Origin of the sequence: Pseudoxanthomonas sp. GM95 (assembly GCF_900109775.1) — a bacterium.
Taxonomy (GTDB): domain Bacteria; phylum Pseudomonadota; class Gammaproteobacteria; order Xanthomonadales; family Xanthomonadaceae; genus Pseudoxanthomonas_A.
In genome coordinates this window covers 1,717,805-1,736,440 of sequence record NZ_FOAX01000001.1, presented here as the reverse complement: position 1 = coordinate 1,736,440, position 18,636 = coordinate 1,717,805, and the positions used below count along the sequence as shown (strand labels likewise).

At 63.6% G+C, this 18,636-nt stretch carries 19 protein-coding genes; 12 read left to right on the top strand and 7 right to left on the bottom strand.

What is annotated here, in order from left to right; translation table 11 throughout:
- Nucleotides 1-11 precede the first annotated feature (11 nt).
- Entirely contained in the window at nt 12-845 is an 834-nt protein-coding gene (locus BMZ17_RS07950; protein ID WP_254775216.1) for a sensor histidine kinase, read from the top strand.
- The gene (locus tag BMZ17_RS07945) at nt 842-2,773 is read left to right on the top strand and encodes a response regulator (protein ID WP_093137922.1); all 1,932 of its coding nucleotides are present in this window, start codon (nt 842-844) and stop codon (nt 2,771-2,773) included. Before BMZ17_RS07950 ends, BMZ17_RS07945 begins: the two co-directional genes overlap by 4 nt.
- Before the next feature lie 34 nt (nt 2,774-2,807).
- On the opposite strand, the gene BMZ17_RS07940 is transcribed toward BMZ17_RS07945, so the two are convergent.
- From BMZ17_RS07940 to BMZ17_RS07920, 5 genes are all read right to left on the bottom strand, one after another.
- Entirely contained in the window at nt 2,808-3,005 is a 198-nt protein-coding gene (locus BMZ17_RS07940) for a DUF3606 domain-containing protein (protein ID WP_093137921.1), read from the bottom strand.
- Nucleotides 3,006-3,168: 163 nt separating this feature from the next.
- Entirely contained in the window at nt 3,169-4,287 is a 1,119-nt protein-coding gene (locus BMZ17_RS07935) for a hybrid sensor histidine kinase/response regulator (protein ID WP_093137920.1), read from the bottom strand.
- On the bottom strand, nt 4,277-4,867 hold the full coding sequence (locus BMZ17_RS07930; RefSeq protein WP_093137918.1) for a chemotaxis protein CheB: 591 nt from the start codon (nt 4,865-4,867) through the stop codon (nt 4,277-4,279). Before BMZ17_RS07930 ends, BMZ17_RS07935 begins: the two co-directional genes overlap by 11 nt.
- Nucleotides 4,864-5,712 (bottom strand): CheR family methyltransferase, encoded by an 849-nt coding sequence (locus BMZ17_RS07925; RefSeq protein ID WP_175485504.1) that lies wholly within the window; start codon nt 5,710-5,712, stop codon nt 4,864-4,866. The genes BMZ17_RS07930 and BMZ17_RS07925 overlap by 4 nt, the downstream gene beginning before the upstream one ends.
- On the bottom strand, nt 5,685-8,786 hold the full coding sequence (locus BMZ17_RS07920) for a response regulator (protein WP_093137911.1): 3,102 nt from the start codon (nt 8,784-8,786) through the stop codon (nt 5,685-5,687). The genes BMZ17_RS07925 and BMZ17_RS07920 overlap by 28 nt, the downstream gene beginning before the upstream one ends.
- A 208-nt stretch (nt 8,787-8,994) precedes the next feature.
- On the opposite strand from BMZ17_RS07920, the gene BMZ17_RS07915 reads away from it, so the two are divergent.
- From BMZ17_RS07915 to BMZ17_RS07905, 3 genes are all read left to right on the top strand, one after another.
- Complete coding sequence (locus BMZ17_RS07915) at nt 8,995-9,366, top strand: response regulator (protein WP_093137908.1); 372 nt, start codon at nt 8,995-8,997, stop codon at nt 9,364-9,366.
- A 96-nt stretch (nt 9,367-9,462) separates the two neighbouring features.
- Entirely contained in the window at nt 9,463-9,846 is a 384-nt protein-coding gene (locus tag BMZ17_RS07910) for a hypothetical protein (protein WP_093137905.1), read from the top strand.
- Between the two features lie 184 nt (nt 9,847-10,030).
- Nucleotides 10,031-10,225 carry a hypothetical protein gene (locus BMZ17_RS07905; RefSeq protein ID WP_093137903.1) on the top strand — a complete coding sequence of 65 codons (195 nt, stop codon included), beginning with the start codon at nt 10,031-10,033 and terminating at the stop codon, nt 10,223-10,225.
- Between the two features lie 309 nt (nt 10,226-10,534).
- Here the strand turns inward: BMZ17_RS07905 and BMZ17_RS07900 are convergent, their stop codons facing one another.
- Nucleotides 10,535-10,996, bottom strand: a complete 462-nt coding sequence (locus BMZ17_RS07900; RefSeq protein ID WP_093137900.1) for a DUF4126 domain-containing protein — start codon at nt 10,994-10,996, stop codon at nt 10,535-10,537.
- A 131-nt stretch (nt 10,997-11,127) separates the two neighbouring features.
- On the opposite strand from BMZ17_RS07900, the gene BMZ17_RS07895 reads away from it, so the two are divergent.
- Nucleotides 11,128-11,856 (top strand): SOS response-associated peptidase, encoded by a 729-nt coding sequence (locus BMZ17_RS07895; RefSeq protein ID WP_093137898.1) that lies wholly within the window; start codon nt 11,128-11,130, stop codon nt 11,854-11,856.
- 620 nt (nt 11,857-12,476) lie between these two features.
- Nucleotides 12,477-12,965 (top strand): hypothetical protein, encoded by a 489-nt coding sequence (locus tag BMZ17_RS20900; protein ID WP_139202829.1) that lies wholly within the window; start codon nt 12,477-12,479, stop codon nt 12,963-12,965.
- 269 nt (nt 12,966-13,234) lie between these two features.
- On the opposite strand, the gene BMZ17_RS07885 is transcribed toward BMZ17_RS20900, so the two are convergent.
- Entirely contained in the window at nt 13,235-13,942 is a 708-nt protein-coding gene (locus BMZ17_RS07885) for an AraC family transcriptional regulator (protein ID WP_093137894.1), read from the bottom strand.
- Nucleotides 13,943-14,093: 151 nt separating this feature from the next.
- Between BMZ17_RS07885 and BMZ17_RS07880 the strand changes: the two genes are divergently transcribed.
- From BMZ17_RS07880 to BMZ17_RS07860, 5 genes are read left to right on the top strand one after another with little or no spacing between them, the layout of a single operon-like run.
- Entirely contained in the window at nt 14,094-15,047 is a 954-nt protein-coding gene (locus tag BMZ17_RS07880) for a proline racemase family protein (protein ID WP_093137892.1), read from the top strand.
- Nucleotides 15,047-16,159 (top strand): NAD(P)/FAD-dependent oxidoreductase, encoded by a 1,113-nt coding sequence (locus BMZ17_RS07875; RefSeq protein WP_093137890.1) that lies wholly within the window; start codon nt 15,047-15,049, stop codon nt 16,157-16,159. Before BMZ17_RS07880 ends, BMZ17_RS07875 begins: the two co-directional genes overlap by 1 nt.
- Nucleotides 16,156-16,401: a 2Fe-2S iron-sulfur cluster-binding protein gene (locus BMZ17_RS07870; RefSeq protein WP_093137888.1), complete on the top strand. Its 246-nt coding sequence runs from the start codon at nt 16,156-16,158 to the stop codon at nt 16,399-16,401. The genes BMZ17_RS07875 and BMZ17_RS07870 overlap by 4 nt, the downstream gene beginning before the upstream one ends.
- Complete coding sequence (locus BMZ17_RS07865) at nt 16,394-17,719, top strand: NAD(P)/FAD-dependent oxidoreductase (protein ID WP_175485503.1); 1,326 nt, start codon at nt 16,394-16,396, stop codon at nt 17,717-17,719. Before BMZ17_RS07870 ends, BMZ17_RS07865 begins: the two co-directional genes overlap by 8 nt.
- Nucleotides 17,716-18,621 carry a dihydrodipicolinate synthase family protein gene (locus BMZ17_RS07860; protein ID WP_093137883.1) on the top strand — a complete coding sequence of 302 codons (906 nt, stop codon included), beginning with the start codon at nt 17,716-17,718 and terminating at the stop codon, nt 18,619-18,621. The genes BMZ17_RS07865 and BMZ17_RS07860 overlap by 4 nt, the downstream gene beginning before the upstream one ends.
- Nucleotides 18,622-18,636: the final 15 nt, after the last annotated feature.

The window sequence follows — 18,636 nt, the reverse complement described above, 5'->3', positions numbered from 1 at the left end:
ATCAGGAAAACATGCAGGAACGCATCGCTCAACTGCAGGCCGAAGCCGCTGCGTTGCGGGCCGAGCTTGAGGAGACCAACCAGGGCGTCCTGGCCCTGTATGCCGAGTTGGACATCCAAGCTGAGGCGCTCAAGCATGCCTCGGACCTCAAGAGCCGCTTCCTGTCCTACATGAGCCATGAGTTCCGCGCTCCGCTGGGTTCGATCCTGAGCATGACTCGCCTGCTCAGCGATCAGCTCGATGGCCCTTTGAGTGAGGAACAGCATCGCCAGGTGGGCTTTATCAGCCTCTCTGCGAACGAGCTGACCGAGATGGTCGACGACCTGCTGGATCTTGCCAAGATCGAGGCTGGACGCGTCACCATTTCCCCGGCCTGGTTCAACATGATGGATCTGTTCTCTGCCTTGCGCGGCATGTTCAGGCCTATCGCCGAGGGCGCAAAGGTCGATCTGGTGTTCGAACCACCCATCCCAGTCCCCCAACTTTTTACCGACGACAAGAAACTGGCGCAGATCCTGCGCAACTTTGTTTCCAATGCGCTCAAGTTCACCCCACAGGGCCAGGTGCGGGTCTTGGCCAGCATGGAAGATGCCCAGCACGTTCGCTTCACCGTCAAGGACACCGGCATCGGCATCCCGCAGGAGCTGCAGGCGAATCTGTTCGAGGATTTCTCGCAAATCGATTCGCCCTATCAAAAGCGTTTCCGTGGCACCGGGCTGGGACTTTCATTGTGCAAACGCTTTGCCACGCTGCTCGGGGGCCATGTGGGGATGAGCAGCGCGCCTGGGCAGGGTTCTGAATTCTTCCTCGTCATTCCAACCCGGCTCGAAGTGCCGTCCTCATGAACCAGCCAACGCAATTGTTGATCGTCGATGACAACGCCGCCACGCGTTACGCGATGCGACGTGTCCTGGAGCGTAATGGGTATGTGGTGCTTGAGGCAGGCACTGGCGGCGAAGGCCTCCAGTTGCTGGATGATCACCCGGTGCAGGCGCTGGTCCTGGACGTCAACCTGCCGGACGTGAGTGGATTTGACATCGTGCGCGTGCTGCGTGCCAAGCCTTCCACCGAATTGCTGCCGATCGTCCATGTCTCGGCGGCAGCGATCGCGACCGGTGACATGATCACGGGCCTCAATGCGGGCGCCGACGCTTATCTGATCCACCCGGTCGATCCAGATGTGCTGGTGGCAACCTTGCGTACCTTGCTAAGGGTGAGGAAGGCCGAGGATGCACAGCGCGCCAGCGAAGCGCGTTTCCGTGAGATTTTCCACAACCTGACCACGCCAATCGCTGTGGTCGATGCAACCTTGGCACTGGGCGAACGCAACGACGCATTCGTCGCACTATTTGGCGATATCGCCAAGCTCGACGTATCTGCCTTGGAGTTTCATGGCGGCGGGGCATCGCTGGCCGCCATGCAATCGGCGATCGGGCGCCAGTTTCATTGGAAGGGCGGCGTAGCTTTGACCGATCTATTGATGCCTGAAACCTTATGGAAGGTCGTCCCTGAGGCCGCAGCAGGTAAGGCACTGCTAATTATCGAAGACATCACCGAGTTCAAGCGCCGGGAACGCAACCAGACTCAGGCGCTGTACGAAGCCAACAGCGCACTGCTTGTAGAAACGGAGCAGCGACGCAATAGCGAAGCCCAACTCGCCCAGGCGCAAAAGATGGATGCTCTAGGGAAGCTGACCGGTGGCATCGCCCACGACTTCAACAACCTGCTCACCACCATTACCACTGGCATCGAGATGATGCACCGCTCGGTGGAGCTCAAGACGTTTGATCGCGTCAGCCGGTTTGCAGACCTGTCACTGGGTGCTGCGCGGCGCGCGGCAACCCTGACGCAGCGAATGCTGGCCTTTGCAAGGCGCCAGCCGCTGAGCGAGCGGGCACTGGACCTGTCCGAGCAGGTGCGTGATCTGCAGGACATGCTCCAGCGCACCATCGGCGAGCGGATTTCGCTTGATCTGCAGGATTGCCAGGCGCCTGTGTTTGCGCTGGCCGACAGCGGGCAACTGGACCATGTCGTCATCAACCTGGTCGTTAATGCCCGCGATGCCATGCCTGCTGGCGGGACTATTTTCCTGCGCAGTCAATATGTAGAGGAGGATGGGTCGAACGACCTGCCGGCAGGGCGCTACGCCATGCTCAGCATCTCCGATACGGGAACGGGCATGGCCCAGGATGTGCTCGAGCGGGTGTTCGAGCCGTTCTTCACGACCAAGCCGGCCGGCACCGGGACAGGGCTTGGCCTATCGATGAGCTATGGCTTTGCCAAGCAGTCACAGGGCACACTGCGCATTCAAAGCGCAGTGGGCCAAGGCACGACTGTATCGCTGCTTCTACCGGCTACCGAACCTGCGCTGCACACTGATACGGAGGGCGGCGAGGTCACACCATCAGGGGCGGGGCAAACCATCCTGGTTGTTGAGGACATCGAATCCTTGCGGGATCTGGTGGTTCAGATGCTTAACGAGTCCGGTTACACCTGCATGCAGGCGGCCAGAGTGGATCAGGCCATGTCCGTTCTACGCGGTGACTCTAAGGTCGATCTGCTGCTGACCGACTTTGGCTTGCCTGACGGCAATGGCCGTGAGCTCGCCGAGCGCGCACGAGCTTGGCGCCCCGAGATCAGAGTGCTTTTCATGACGGGATATATGGAAGGTCACACTCCAAGTGAACTACAGAACCTCTACGGCGCTGACATGATTGCCAAGCCGTTCGGCATGGATGCGCTGTTGCGCAAGGTTGCCGATGCGCTCCGCTAAGAGTTCGGGCCAGTAAGGGGTGGCGGGCCGAGCGTCAAACGCTGCTAGGGCGCTGCTTTCGATGCTCAAGGATCAGGCGCTGGACATCGTCCACTTCCACACCTGCCTGAGAGATTGCCCGGCGCAGTTCCAGCGGGGTGACTGCGAAGCGGGCGCACCAGAAGATGACATCGTCCTGGGTCTTGAGAATGACCTGGTTACGACGCGTGATTCCGCTTTCCTTGGTGCTCATGGGTGCGCCTGATCGCTGATGACCGGGTCGGATCAGACCACGGCAAGGATTGGCTCGGCGGCTATAACCGGAGTTGGTGGCTGCACGCAGCGATAACAACGTCGCGATCTTCAGTGTTGAAGACCTGTACCGAGCTACTTGTCCGATCAGAGGTACCGCTGGCCTACCGATTGCGGCGGCTGATGAGCGCTTCCATCAACACCTGACCGTCGTGATTGCGCGCGCTCAGGAGTCCTCCGTGGGCCCTGACAAACTGGTCTGCAATATAAAGTCCGAGCCCGAGACCCTTGCTGGTATGGAAGCGGCCTTTGAACGGCTCGAACAGACGCGGCAGCAACTGGTCGGGGATCATGCCGGCGTTGCTGATGGTGATCCGCACGTGGGCAGGGTCACGGCCGTCGAGCGAGATGTCGATCGGCTCCTGACCGCCATGCTCGATCGCGTTGCCGATCAGGTTGGACAGGATCTGCGCAAATCGGTCGGCATCCACATCGCAGAGCAGGTCGCCTTCTTCCTGCAGCTCAATGCTTCGCAGGCCGTGGGCTTGGCGCAGCTCCTCCACTGAAGCCTGCGCGACCTTGCCCAGGTCCTTGGCTGAGAAATCCATGCGCAGGCCACCGGTGCGGATGCGCGAGAAATCCAGCAACTGCTCTACCATGCGCGCCATGCGCTGGCCGCTGTTGTCCAAGAAACCCAGCGTGCGCTGGATCGCGGGTTCATCGGGCAGCTCCACGCGCAGCTTGTCCGCGCAGAGGAGCACGACTGACAGCGGGGTGCGCAGGTCATGGGTTAGCACCGCGGTCATGGTCTCGTTGAGGTCCAAGGCGCGTTCCAGCTCCGCATTACGCCTGGTCAGCAGCTGGCGCTGCTCGTAGAGCTCCACGAACACATTGACCTTGCCTAGGATCACCAGCGGCTCGATCGGCTTGTGCAGGAAGTCCACAGCACCGGTCTCGTAGCCCTTGAAGGCACGCAGCGGGTCGTTAGGCGAAGCGGTAAGGAAGATGATCGGAACCTGGCGGGTGCGCATGGAGCCCCGCATGAACTCGGCCAGCGCGAACCCGTCCATCTCGGGCATGTGGACGTCCAGCAGCGCCAGCGCCACGTCGTGCTTGAGCAGCAGCTCCAGCGCCTGTGCGCCTGAAGCTGCGCACAGGATGTTCAACTGCGGTCGGCGCAACAGCGCCTCCATGGCAATCAGGTTTTCCGCCACGTCGTCGACGATCAGGATATTGATGGCTTCCGAAGACGCGCCGGCTGGGGGTTCGGGATTAATGTGCATGGGGCAGCTGGCTGAGTTGTTCGCAGATTGCAGAAAGAGTGAGCACGGCATCGGCGCCGGCCCTGGCAAGCGCAGAGGCTGGCATCAAAGGCGAGCTGGCCTCGTCGGGGCATTGGATCCAGACGGTGCCGCCTGCTCGGCGGACTGCCACCACACCATCGGTGCCATCGCTGCTGGCGCCGGTAAGCAGGATCGCCAGCAACCCGGGGCCGAAGGCCTCGGCCGCAGACTCGAACAGCGGGTCGATCGCCGGCCGGGAGAACATCACCGGCTCGTCCACCGACAGCGCCACCGTGGCCTGGTCTTCGACGAGCAGGTGGTAGTCGGGCGGGGCAAACAGCACCTCGCCACCGCGCAAGGGCTGCTTGTCCTGGGCTTCGGCCACGGCCAGGGGACAGCCGGAACCGAGCAGCTCGGCCACCCGGCTTGGCCGGTCGCGTGGCAGGTGCAGCACGATCAGCACCGGCGCGGTCAGTGAGGCCGGCAGCGACTGGAGCAGTTGCTGCAGCGCGATCACCCCGCCGGCGGAGGCGCCGATCACGATGGCCGAAAAACCGGTGGGGCTGCTAGCGGTGTTCATGAGGCCTTCCGGTACAGGCGCTGCTCGCGGACGCAGACCTCGAAGGCGCTGGCATGAGCACCGAACTGCAGCGACTCCTTGCTGCCCAGGCCCAGGAAGCCGCGGTACACCAACGCCTCGTGGAAGAGGCCGACCGCGCGGTCCTGCAAAGCCCGGTTGAAGTAGATCAACACATTGCGGCACGACACCAGATGGACTTCTGAGAACACCTGGTCGGTGGCCAGGCTGTGGTCAGCGAACACGATGTTGCGCTTGAGGCTGCGATCGAACATCGCGCCGTTGTAGGCAGCGCTGTAGTAGTCCGACAGGGAGCCTTTGCCGCCTGCCTTGAGATAGTTCTGGCTGAACAAGGCCATGCGATCGATCGGGAACACCCCGGCCTCGGCCATAGCCAACGCATCGGAATTGATGTCCGTGGCATAGATCAGACTCCGATCCAGCAGCCCCTCCTCATGGAGCAGGATGGCCAGCGACCAGACTTCCTCGCCCGTGCTGCAGCCGGCAACCCAGAGCTTGATCGAAGGGTAAGTGCCCAGCACCGGCAGGGCGTGCTGGCGCAACACGCTGAAGTAGTCCGGATCCCGGAACATCTCCGAAACCTGCACGGTGAAGAACTGCATGGCCTGGGCGAACAGGTCCGGCTCGTGAAGCAGCCTGCGCTGCAGGTCACTGATGTGCTCGCATCCGAAGCGCGACATGGCATGGCGCACGCGCCGGCGCAGAGAGGAGAGCGCGTATTGCCTGAAGTCGTAGTGGTAGCGCTGGTAGATGGCCTCCAGCAGCAGCTTCAACTCCAGGTCGAACAGCTCTGTCTCGTTCACTGGCGGGAGGACCACACGCGGCACAGGGAGATCAGCTTGTCTACGTCGATCGGCTTGGCGATGTAGTCGTTGGCGCCAGCCTCCAGGCAGCGCTCGCGGTCATCGGCCATGGCCTTGGCGGTCAGCGCGATGATCGGCAGGCTCTGCCAGTGCCGCTGCTTGCGGATTTCCTGCATGGCGGTCAGGCCGTCCATCTCCGGCATCATGATGTCCATCAGCACCAGGTCGACATCGCACGCAGTCAGGCGTTCCAATGCCTCGCGACCATTGCGGGCAATCTCAAGCTTCACCCCCAGGGGTTCAAGTACGCTGGACAGGGCGAAGATGTTGCGCACGTCATCCTCGGCCAGCAGGATCGTGCGCCCGTCCAGGACCGTGTCGCGGCGACGCGCCTCGCGCAATAGGCGCTGCTGATCGGAGGGCAGGGAGGCTTCGACGCTGTGCAGGAACAGGGTGACTTCGTCGAGCAGGCGCTCGGGCGAGCGCGCCCCCTTGATGATGATGCTCTTGGAGTAGCGGCGCAGGCGCTGCTCTTCATCCCGAGTCAGGGCACGGCCGGTGTAGACGATCACCGGTGGGAAGGCTGAGGAGTCACTGTTGCCCATGCGCTCGAGCAGGTCATAGCCGCTGCCATCGGGCAGGGACAGGTCGGTGACCATGCAGTCGAAGGTGGCGGCCGCCAGCTGCTCCATCGCCTCTGCGATGCTGCCCACCGTGGTGATGTCCAGATGCTCATGCGCAAGCAGCCTGCGCAGGTTCTCGCGCAGCTCGCGATCGTCCTCGACGATCAGCAGGCGGCGCATGTCGCGTTCGCTGGTTTGCTCAAGCTGGCGGATCGCGGTCACCAGGCGCTCGCGTGTCGCAGGCTTGAGCAGGTAGCCCACTGCGCCCAGTTCCATGGCCACCTGGTTGCGTTCCTGCGCCGAGACCACGTGGACCGGGATATGGCGCGTGGCCGGATCGCGCTTGAGCGACTCAAGCACGCTCAGGCCCGACACATCGGGCAAGCCGATGTCGAGCAAGACGCCGCTGGGATGGAGCTGGGATGCCAGGACGATGGCTTCCTGGGCTGTGCCGGCGACCACGCAGTCAAAGTCCATGTCGTGGGCCAGCTCGATCAATGCCTGGGCAAAGGCCGCATCGTCTTCCACCGCCAGGATGACCCGACCAGGGCGCGTGCGGTGGTCTCGATCGTCCTGGGGAGCGACTGGTGGGCTGGGCTGGCTAATGGTGGCGCCGGCAGGACTGGCAGCTACAGGCGCTGGCGCAGCTTCGGTGGCCGCTGGCGCGGCCGCCTCGGCTTGAACGTTCTCTCCAGCCGGCGCACCGTCAAGGGGAAGTTCCAGAGTGAAGATGCTTCCGCGGCCCGGCTCACTGTCTACCGTGATCGAACCGCCCATGCGCTGGGCCAGGTCGCGCGAGATCGACAGCCCAAGGCCAGTGCCGCCGAAGCGGCGCTGGGTGCTGCCATCGGCCTGGCGGAAAGCTTCGAAGATGACGCTGGTCTGGTCCCGGCCAATGCCGATCCCGGTGTCGCTGACCACGAACCGAATGCGCTGGGCGCCATGCGCGTGCAGCGTCAGGCTGACCCGTCCCTGCTCGGTGAACTTGACCGCATTGGCCAGCAGGTTTTTGAGGATCTGCTGCAGACGCTGGCTGTCGGTGGTCAGGCGATCGGGCGTTCCTGGCGCAACGCTGATATCCAGGCTCAGGCCCTTCTGGCTGGCAAGCGGTTCGAAGGTTTCGCGCAGGCGTGACAGCAGCGGAGCGGTGGACACGGTCTCCTCGCTCAGCTCCACATGGCCAGCCTCGATCTTGGACAGATCCAGGATGTCGTTGATCAGGGCCAGCAGGTCGCTGTTGGAGGAGTAGATCGCCTGGGCGTATTTGACCTGCTCGGCGCTCAATCCACCGTCGCGGTTGTCCGCAAGCAGCTTGGCCAGAATCAGCGAGCTGTTGAGCGGGGTGCGCAGCTCGTGGGACATGTTGGCCAGGAACTCAGACTTGTACTGCGACGAGGCGGCCAGCTCCTTGGTGCTGCGCACCAGCTCGCCTTGAGCCGTGAGCAAGACCTGTCGCTGGGATTCGAGTTCGTGCGTGCGCTCTTCCAGGTGCACGTTGATCTGCTCCAGCTCGCTCTGCTGTTGCTCCAGGTTGGTCTGGGAGTGCTGCAAGCTGCGACTCTGTTCTTCCAGTTCCTCGTTGGCCACGCGCAGCTCTTCCTGCTGCGCCTGCAGCTCCTCGCTCTGGCGCTGGGTCTCTTCAAGCAGTTCAACCAGCTCGGCCCGGAGCTGGGCAGTGCGCAGCGCTACGCCGATGGTTTCCATACAGCGATCGAGCAGCTCCAGGCTGCGACCATCAGCGTTGTGCACACCCTGACGTCCCAGTTCCAGGACACCGATCACGCGACCATCGTCGGTGACCGGCGACAGCAGCAGTTCGTCTGGTGAGCCGCGCCCCAGGGCCGACTCGATCAAGACGCGGCTTTGGTTGACTTTGCTCAGCTGGCGCGGCTTGGCCAGAAGGATGATCTCGCCGAGCTGGCCTTCGCCAGTAGGTATGTCGCGGGGAATATCCGAGGGTAGGGCAATCCCCCCGGCCAGGCTGAGGCGGTCACCGGCTAGGCGATAGAGTGCACCGACCTGGGCGTCTAACACTTCGCACAGCACGCGCAGCGAGGCTTGGGCGATCTCGTTTGGCGTCAGGTCACCCTGCAGCGCCACCGCGACCGCATTCTCGCTGGCCTGGAGCCAAAGGGCGACCTGAGATGCCAGGCGGGCTCGGATGGCCTGCATCGCAATCAACGCGGTGCCCAAGAAACACGCTCCGCCAATGGTCCTGTTGACCATCGAGAAGGATGAGTTGTTGCTCGGAGGCGCGAACTGAAAGCCGACCACCAGCAGGACGCATGACAGCAACGCCACGATCAGCGGCAGCTTGGGGCGACTTTGAAAGATGGTGATGCCTACTGCCATGAAATGCAGCAACCACACCGCATAACCCAATGGCGTGATCAGCTCGAGCACCAGGGTGGCAATCAGCAGACCAAAGGCCGCGGCCCAGATCCAGGGGTCACGTGATGCAGTCGTCGCGCGCATGGTGTTTGGAACAAGAAAGGACCGGGGATGTTAGCCGATTCTTAACGCGCTCCAGAGCCGGAATTTTACAATGTTGCTTACACGCATCCTTCACGTGTATCCCGGGAAAAATCCACCTCCGCTGCGGTGGCCTGTCCGCGCGCCGCCGTTTACGAATTGCAGCGTCTGGGGATACTGCAGTTCTATCTTCCACCCTCAATGAGCTCTCATGTCCAAGCCCTTGCGCATCCTTTACGTCGAGGATCAGGTGGATCTGCGCGATCTTATGGCAGATGTCTTCGCGGACATGGGCATGGACGTAAAGCTGGCCGCTGATGCACAGACCGCGTTTGAGATGTTGACCTCTGGAACTGAGGTGGATGTGTTGTTCACCGACGTCTACATGCCAGGCCAGATGACCGGCGCCGAGCTCAGCCTACGCGTCCAGAAAATGATGCCGCACATCAAGATTGTGCTGGCGTCTGGTCATTCCCGACATCAATTGCCCCCGCTGCCGAGCGAGATTGAGTTCGTGCAGAAGCCCTACAGCCTGGGCCAGGTGATCAAGATGTTGCAGACATTCCAGTCAGCTGCCGCGTAGCAGCCGCATAAGGGCATGCAAACTTGGTAGTCGTCACCAAGCCTGAAGTAATTTGTCGACGCCGCCGCGACCTGCAACGAGGTAATTTTCCTGCCCATGTCAGAGCAGGGTGAGTTTGTGGAAGACGCAGCGCGCAGTGCGGAATCCGCACGCATCAATGAGGAGCTCTCAGGGACACAGGCCGCTCTCCAGTTCTGGAGATCCTCGCTCGAGCGCTTTGCAAGCGAGCAGACAACCTTGGATCTGCGCTCTGCCTTTGGCGACTGGGCACCCGTAGAGATCGAGCATCACCTGCGTAGCGGGCGTTCGCCAGATTTCCTGGATTCATGGAAAAGAACGTTTCTGGCGCTTGTGCAGGCACTTCCTGCAGCTGACCGCGCCATCGCGCGCAATCGCGTGGTGCTCGCCCAGGCTCGCGCCGAGGCCATGTCCGGAATTCGCTTCGAGCGGCGCCGCGAGCTTGGCATCGGCCTGACATGAAAGTGCCTGGCATCAGGTTGACAGAGGCTTTGGAAGCCATCCAGGATGGGCTTGAGTGGTCCTCCTCTCAATGCGCCAAGGGGCTTCGTCCGGGATCGGAATTTTCCGACAGCAGGCAAGGCAATTCTGACCTGTTGTGGTAATATCACGCTGGGCATCATTGCCTCCATCAAGTGGAGGTCACATGGAAATCGCCAACGAGTTGCTGATGGCCACCCTGGTCGGAATCAAGAACGGGATAGTCAGGCCGGACTTGACGCAATGGGCCTTGCTGGAAAGCAGCGGACTGGCTCGACAGGGCGTACTGACCACGGCGGGCTGGCGCTTGATCGACCCGAGAGCTCATCTGCAAATAGCGGATCGACCTATCCCATCCTGAAGCAGGGAGGCGGCGGCGAGGTCGCACGAAATCCGGGGGAGTCACCCGCAGCAATCTGTCGCCGTCATGGTCTTCACCGGCCGCACCGGTGTCAGATCCATATTCCCCCCCCTGGGACCGGACAAGCCGGGACCAATGCCGAATATACGCGCATGTCCGGCCAAGCAGCTTTGCTCGTTGACATGGCGTGCATAGGGCGCACCTTTAGCCTCTCGTCGAGTACGGGCCACTGCTGAAGTACGGCATGTCTGGTCGTCGCTATTCCTAGCACCGCAAGTCCATGCGCGATTTGCCGATCATGCGCCTTGCTTATCGCCGTGACGCGCTGTGCGCGATCAGGGCGGCCGACCCAACGGCGATGACATCTTCAACGGCGCCTGTGCTCTTCTGGCCATAGCGCTTGATCGCGCGCATGCGCAGATTGAAGGTCAGATACGCTGCACCAACGGCTGTGCCCGCCGCCAGAACAGCGCCCAGGCCGCGCTGACGCCTCGGCGCCAAGGCAGCACCGGCGATCAATCCGGTCGCGATCCGGGTGGCCATACCGGCGGGCACGATCCGATCAGGCGCCGACTTCATCTTGTCACCCATCAGTTCACCGCCAGCCAGCGCCAGCATCGCCGCTGATGCGAGCTTGTTGGACAGCAGACGTGGTGCGCCGTTGTCCCGCGGCAACATGCCGCTGCGTGCGGCATTGGTCACGGCCGCCAGCGGAGTTACCGCGCGCATGCCGGCCACCGCGCCCATCAAGATCGAATGCACCAATGCCATGACGGTTCTCCCTTTGGGAAATGAGGAATCGATGATTCTGCAAGCTACGGCCGCGGGCGTTCGCGCAGTGGCAAGACAGCGGGCCGGCGTCTTTGCATCCACCACCACAGCAGGCCGGCTAGAGTTAAGTCATGCGACGATTCGTCCAAGCCATTGCGGGGATGGAGATGCTTCCGGCGGGGCTACCGGTCCAGTTGGCGATGGCCGTCTCTGTTGCGCCTCAGCGATACAACATCGCCAAAGCAAAGCCAGCCTGCGTGATCGCCCAGGCGGTCAATGAGGCCCCGTTCCAGGCAGACATGCTCTGGGGCTTGGTTCCGCGATGGTCAGCAGAGCCAACTACGCCTTACACCACCGTGACCGCCCGGCTCGAACGCGCGCAGCACAGCAGAATCTATGCGCATGCATGGAAGCAGCGCCGCTGTGTCGTCCCCATGACCGGTTACTACAAATGGGACCGGAGTCAGAAGCGCCCATGGCCCCGTTTTGTGCAGCGACAAGACGGCATCGCTCTGCTGGCTGCGGGAATCTGGGAACGCTGGCAGGGTCAGGATGATGTGGTGCTCGATAGCTTCAGCCTTTTGACGGCTCCTAATCCGGCTATCCCGGCGCCACTGACTCCCGATGGCCCGGTGTTCCTCGATCCCGATAGCGCGATGGACTGGCTCTCCTTTCGGCTGACCACCACGGTCATGCTTAAAAGGCGAAGCTTGCTACCAGCGCTTGAGAGTTATCCGGTGAGCCGAGCGGTGGCAGATCCAGCCCGTGACGACTACACCCTCCTTGAGCCTGTCGAGCCGGATCGGGTGGAGGAATCGGATGAGGAGATCGAGCACGAACCTTGGGAAGATGAAAACTAGAAAACGTCTACCAACGTCCAGCGACAATGCGGCATGTATCAAGCCCAGCTGGCTTGGTCCATGTGGATTGTCCCAAGCGCTATTTTGTTTTTGGCAATCCAAGCGCTTTAGTCGCAACTTCCCGGGGGCGAACCGAAGCTCTCAGCTGACAAATAGTCATTGGCTCAAGAAATTAACGAATACGCGCAGCTTCGGAGAGAGCCGGCGACTGGGCGGCCATAAGATCGAAAACGGGCCTGGGCCGACCAGATGTCTCTTCGGCAGAGAATGAAGGCGTCCATCTTTCAGCGCGACATGTGCAAGGAACTCAGACATGTAGCCGATGCCCAGGCCGCCGATGGCGGCGGCGCAGCGCTTCCATGATGTTGCAGGTCAACACCGTCTTCAGCCTCGCGGCCGCAGCGAGTTGCTACTGCGAGACGGCAGCATCCGACCCATAGCGGACTTCCGCTGCGGCACACGTTCTGCATTCTGCTGGGTCCGGTTATACGTCGGCTTGTTAGCCAAACCGAGCGGCCCTAAGATCAAGCCTTATCAATGGGATAGCCCGGCGTACGGTGCGCTGTGGATCAGTCGTATAACCGGACCCCGGGATCCGTATATTAGGTAGTTAGCCCTCAATGAAAACAGTGCTTGACACCGGACACACTTGGTTCTTGGAGGCATGTAGTCAACTGCCTAGCGGCGAGTTGCACATTCGCCTGGCTGAGGGCATTAAAGGCAGGGAACGTCTTCCCGTACAGATCGGAGACCAAGCACTAGGTCCTTACTTCCCGGTCACAATCGGGCCGGCCAGTCGGGCTGTTGAGGTGCGTTTTCCTTACGCACTCGCCTTGTTCACCTACAACGAATCCTATGATGCAAAAGATCCAGATTTGACTATTGAGAGCCGCACGGTACTACGCAGGGTCAATGTTTCCTCCTTTCGCAAGTACGTTGCCGCAAATACAACCGCATTTGAGCTCGGCAAAGAGCCGCTGACTGAGTGGTTGCTGTGGACAGAGAACCAGGTGTTTCAGCTAATTGCATCCGGAGATCCGCAGGTTGTAGAGCTTCCTAATGGCCCTGATCTCTCCATAGAGCGGTATCAAACATGGTCAGCCAGTTGAGGGCTAACAATTCATTCAAGCCGAACCCGCTTTGCGGGTCGGCTTAATTCAGGCGTTGGTTGATGTCCGCTTCTGGCCGGTAGCGGACCAGTAGGACATGGCGATTAGGCAGGCTTATCGGGGGTTAGCATGCTTCTTCTCAAGGTGGCCGATCCAGCAGGTGTGGGATAAGCCAAGCGGTGCGCTTGATGCAAGCGGACGACCACGTAAGCCTGCATCATCTCGGCAGGTTGCGTTGTCCTGATTTGCGGTCTCAAGTTCCGGTTGGACTAGAGCTGACCTTTGATGTTTCTATAGTCCCGCGGTGACATGCCAACGGTAGCTTTGAACTGCCGCGCAAAAGCGCTCTGGTCCGCGAAGCCGCACTGCTGGCCGATGCTGGCGATGCTTTCGTCGCCGTGCAGCAGGCGCATGGCGGCCTCGATGCGCAGCTTGGTCAGGAGCTGCTGGGGTGTCACCTGGAACACGCGGCGGAAATGGCGCTCCAGCTGCGCCACCGAGAGCTCTGCCAGGTCCGCCAGCGACTGCACGCGGATCTGGTCATCGAAGTGGTTCTGCATGTGGTCGAGCACCTTGTTGAGGCGCTCGAACGCCGAATGCCGGTTGTCGGGCTGGCCCAGGTCGCGCGAGATGCCGATCACGCCGACCACGTCCTCGCCCCGGCAGAGCGGACGCTTGAAGGTCAGGCACCAGCCGGGCATGCGGTTGGGATACAGATGCACTTCAAGCTGGTTGTCGATGAGCTCGCCGCATAGCACGCGACGGTCCTGCATCATGTAGCTGCCGCCGAACGGCAGCGGGAACAACTCCAGCACGGTTCTGCCGATCACGTCGCTGCGCTGCTTGCGCCCAAGGCGCCGGACCAGGGTCAGGTTGCAATGCGTGTAACGTCCTTCCTGGTCCTTGATGAAGAAGACCACTTCGGGCAACGCATCGAACAAGGCCTGCATTTCAAGGCCGGAGAGGTTGACGTCCATTGGATCCGCTGGCGGTGTGCTGGGGGCGCTTGGGCTTTGATGCTAGCGCAAAGCGGGCGCAGCGGCGGGAAAACGATTGTGCGGATTTCCGCATTTGCTGCCGACATTCGGCGCTAGTCGTCATTGCGTGCCGGGTGGGAGCATCTGTCCCATGCACACGATCGACGTGATTGACTCCCATACCGCCGGCGAACCGACCCGTGTCGTGATCGCGGGCTTCCCTGAACTGGGCGAAGGTGACTTGGCCCAGTGCCGCGCGCGGTTCCGTCGCGACTTCGATCACTGGCGCAGCGCGATCGCCTGCGAGCCGCGTGGCTCGGACACGATGGTTGGCGCGTTGTTGTTGCCGCCGCGCGATCCGGCCGCCTGCACCGGGGTGATCTTCTTCAATAATGTCGGCTACCTGGGCATGTGCGGACACGGCACCATCGGCGTGGTCCGCACGCTGGTGGCGCTGCGCCGGATCGGGCCCGGGCGGCACCTGATCGAGACGCCGGTCGGCAATGTCGGGGTCGATCTGGACGAGGCCGGGAATGTCTCGGTCGATAACGTCGAAAGCTATCGCTACGCCCGCGATATCCAGGTGCAGGTCGACGGCCACGGCAGCGTACGTGGCGACATTGCCTGGGGCGGCAACTGGTTCTTCATCACCTCGCAGTCGCCGTGTGCGCTGGAGCTGGCCAACCAGCGCGCGCTGACAGCGTATACCGAAGCGATCCGCCAGGCGCTGGAAGCGGCCGGGATCACCGGCGCCGACGGCGGCGAGATCGACCACATCGAGGTCAACGGCCTAGCGCCGGATGGCAGCGGGCAGGCGCGCAATTTCGTGCTTTGCCCGGGCCTGGCGTACGACCGTTCGCCGTGCGGCACCGGCACCAGCGCCAAGCTGGCGTGCCTGGCGGCCGACGGCAAACTGGCCGAGGGCGAGCGCTGGATCCAGCAAGGCATCCTGGGCAGCGCGTTCGAAGGCAGTTACCGCCAAGGCGCGCGCGGCATCCTGCCGCGCATCACCGGAACCGCCCACATCACCGCGCGCGCGCAGTTGTTGATCGACCCGGTCGATCCGTTCGCCTGGGGCATCGGCGCGGAGCCTGTCGCGCCGTAATGAGCCGCTACGACCTCATCATCGTCGGCGCCGGCATCGTGGGCGCAGCTTGTGCTGCCAATGCTGCCTGTGAAGGCCTGAGCGTGGCACTGGTCGAGCCGGGCCCGATCGGCGGCGGCGCGACGGCGGCCGCGATGGGGCACCTGGTGGCGATGGATGACGATCCGGCAGAGCTGGCGCTGTCAGCGTATTCGCTGAAACTCTGGGAGCGCTACGCGCATCTGGAAGACGCCGAGTTCAGCCGCTGCGGCACGTTGTGGGTCGCGCGTAATCCGCGCGAACTGGAGACGGTGCCGGCCAAGATCGCGCGCCTGGCGGCGGCCGGGCTGACCGCCGAGCGGGTCGATGCGGAGCAGCTCTATCAGTTCGAACCGGCCCTGGTGCCGGGCCTGGCCGGCGGCATGCGGGTGCCTGGCGAGGCGGTGGTGTATCCGCCGCGCATGGCGCGGCATCTGGTGGACCAGGCGATCGAGGCCGGCGCGCGCCTGTACGCGGGCCGACGCGTGGCCGAGCTGGTCGATCGTGGCGTGCGCCTGGACAACGGTGAGCGATTGACCGGCCCGGTGCTGATGGCCACGGGCGTGGAGCTGCCGCAGCTGCTGCCCGAACTGCCGCTGCGGCCGCGCAAGGGCCATTTGGCCATCACCGATCGCTATCCCGGGCTGGTGCATCACCAGCTGCTGTCGCTCGATTACGCCGACTCGGCGCATGGCGATGCCGACACCAGCGTCGCCTTCAACGTGCAGCCGCGTCCGACCGGGCAGATCCTGATCGGCTCGTCGCGGCAGTTCAACGTGTCCGACCGCGAGATCAACCTGCCGCTGCTGCGGCAGATGCTGCAGCAGGCGGTGGCATTCCTGCCGGTGTTGCGAGAGCTGCAGGTGATCCGGGTCTGGACCGGCCTTCGCCCGGCCACGCCGGATGGTCGTCCGTACCTGGGCCCCGTGCCGGGGCGGCGCGAGGTGTGGGTGGCGGCAGGGCACGAAGGCCTGGGCGTCACCACGGCATTGGGCACGGCGCGCCTGATCGTCGATGGCCTGCTTGGGCGCACGCCGGAGATCGATCCGGCGCCCTATCTGCCCGACCGGGCGATCACCGGGAAAGCCGCATGAGCGCGCTTCTGCAGCTGACCGTGGATGCCCAGCCGGTGCAGGTGCCGGCCGGCGCGACCGTGGCGGTCGCCGTGGCATTGGCCGGTGGGCCATTCCGTCGCTCACGCAACGGCGAGCCGCGCGCGCCGCTGTGCGGCATGGGCGTGTGTTTTGAATGCCGGGTACGCATCGATGGCGTGGCCCAGCTGCGCGCCTGCATGACGGCGGCGCGCGATGGCATGGCGGTGCTCACCGATGACTGAGTCCGTGCGCCATTACGAGGTGTTGGTGGTCGGTGCCGGTCCTGCCGGCCTGGCCGCGGCCAAAGCCGCCGCCTTGCACGGCGCGCGCGTGGGCCTGGTCGATGCACAGCCGCGCGCTGGAGGCCAGGTCTGGCGCCATGACATCGCGCACGGCGTGCCAGCTATTGCACGACGCGCACTGGCGGCGATCGAAGGCGAACAGATCGAATTCCTGGCGCAGGCTCAGATCGCGCTGGCGCAGCCGGGCTGGCTGCTGGCCGATGGTCCTGGCGGCGCCCGCAAGCTGCATTACCGCAATCTGGTGCTGGCCACCGGTGCACGCGAACTGCTGCTGCCGTTCCCCGGCTGGACGCTGCCCGGGGTGACCGGCGCCGGCGGCGCACAGGCGCTGGCCAAACAGGGATGGCCGCTGGCCGGCAAGCGTGTGCTGATCGCCGGCAGCGGACCGTTGTTGCTGGCCAGCGCCGCCACACTGCGTCGCCATGGTGCGCGCGTGCTGGGCATCCACGAGCAGGCATCGTCGGCCGCGCTGGCGCGCTTCGCGCTGCAGCTGCCGCGCTGGCCGGCAAAGGCTGCGCAGGCGCTGGTGCTGCAGGCGCAGCTGGCGGGCGTCGGTTACCAGCGCGGCAGCGTGGTGGTCGCCGCGCATGGCGACACGCAGGTGCGCGAGGTCGAGATCGAAGGCCCGCGCGGCCGCTGCCGCATCGCCTGCGACCAGCTCGCCGTCGGCTACGGCCTGGTGCCCAATGTCGAACTCGCCCAGCTGCTGGGCTGTCGCCTGGAGCGCACCGGCGCGCATCCGCAGGTCGCCGTGGATGCGCAGCTGCGCAGCAGCGTCGAGCACGTGTTCGCCGCCGGCGAAGCGCTGGGGATCGGCGGTCGCGACTGCGCCCTGATCGAAGGCGCCATTGCCGGGCACATGGCCGCCGGCAATGCCAAAGCCGCGCAGGTGCTGCTGCCGCGTCGCCGGCAGGCGCGCGCCTTCGCCACGCTGCTGCAGCAAACCTTCGCCCTGGATCACCGGGTCCATGCGCTGGCCCAGGACGACACCTTGGTGTGCCGCTGCGAAGACGTGCCGCTGGGCCAGCTACGCGGCTTCAGCGACCAGCGCGACGCCAAGCTCGCTTCGCGTTGCGGCATGGGCGCGTGCCAGGGCCGGATCTGCGGCACCGCACTGGCCGAACTTGGCCTGGCCGACCCGCGCCTTTCCACCGATGACGGCCGCCGGCCGCCGTTGTTCCCGGTCCGCCTCGCGGCGCTGGCCGGGCTTCCCACTGAACCCTCCTTCACCGACGACTCGCAAGGGATACATCCATGAGCAATGCCTCTTTCTGGAAGGGCGTCCTGCCCGCCATCACCACCCCGTTCAACGCCGACGGCAGCGTCGACCACGGCTTCCTGGCCAAGCACGCGCTGCAGATGGTCGAAGCCGGTTGCACGGCGATCGTGCCGCTGGGCTCGCTGGGCGAAGCGGCCACGCTGTCTTTCGACGAGAAAGTCGCGATCATCAGCACCCTGGTGAAGGCCGTCGACGGTCGCGTGCCGGTGGTGCCGGGCATCGCATCGCTGTCCACCGATGAGGCGGTCAAGCTGGCCCAGGCCGCTAAGGCCGCGGGTGCAGGCGGCCTGATGGTGCTGCCGGTGTACGTCTACACCTCCGACTGGCACGAGGCCTCGGCCTATGCGCGCGCCGTCCTGGGCGCGACCGACCTGCCGTGCATCCTCTACAACAACCCGGTCGCCTACCGCACCGACATTCTGCCGTCGCAGATCGCGCAGCTGGCGGGCGAATTCCCCAACCTGCAGGCGGTCAAGGAATCCTCCGGCGAGATACGTCGCTTTGCCGCGATCAAAGAGCTGCTGGGCGATCGCCTGGTGCTGCTGGTCGGCATGGACGACGCCATCGTCGAAGGCCTGGCGATGGGCGCGCAGGGCTGGATCGCGGGCCTGGTCAATGCGTATCCGGTCGAGTCGGTAAAGCTGTTCGAACTGGCGCGCGACGGTGGCTACGCCGCGGCGGCCGAGCTGTACAACTGGTTCCTGCCGCTACTGCGCCTGGACACCGTGCCCAAGTTCGTCCAGCTGATCAAACTGGTGCAGGCGAAAGTCGACCTGGGCAGCGAAACCGTGCGCGCCCCGCGCCTGGTGATCGAAGGCGCCGAGCGCGAAGCCGCGCTGAAGGTGATCGACCACGCCATCGCCACCAAGCCGGCGCTGTGATCGAGCGTCGTGCGC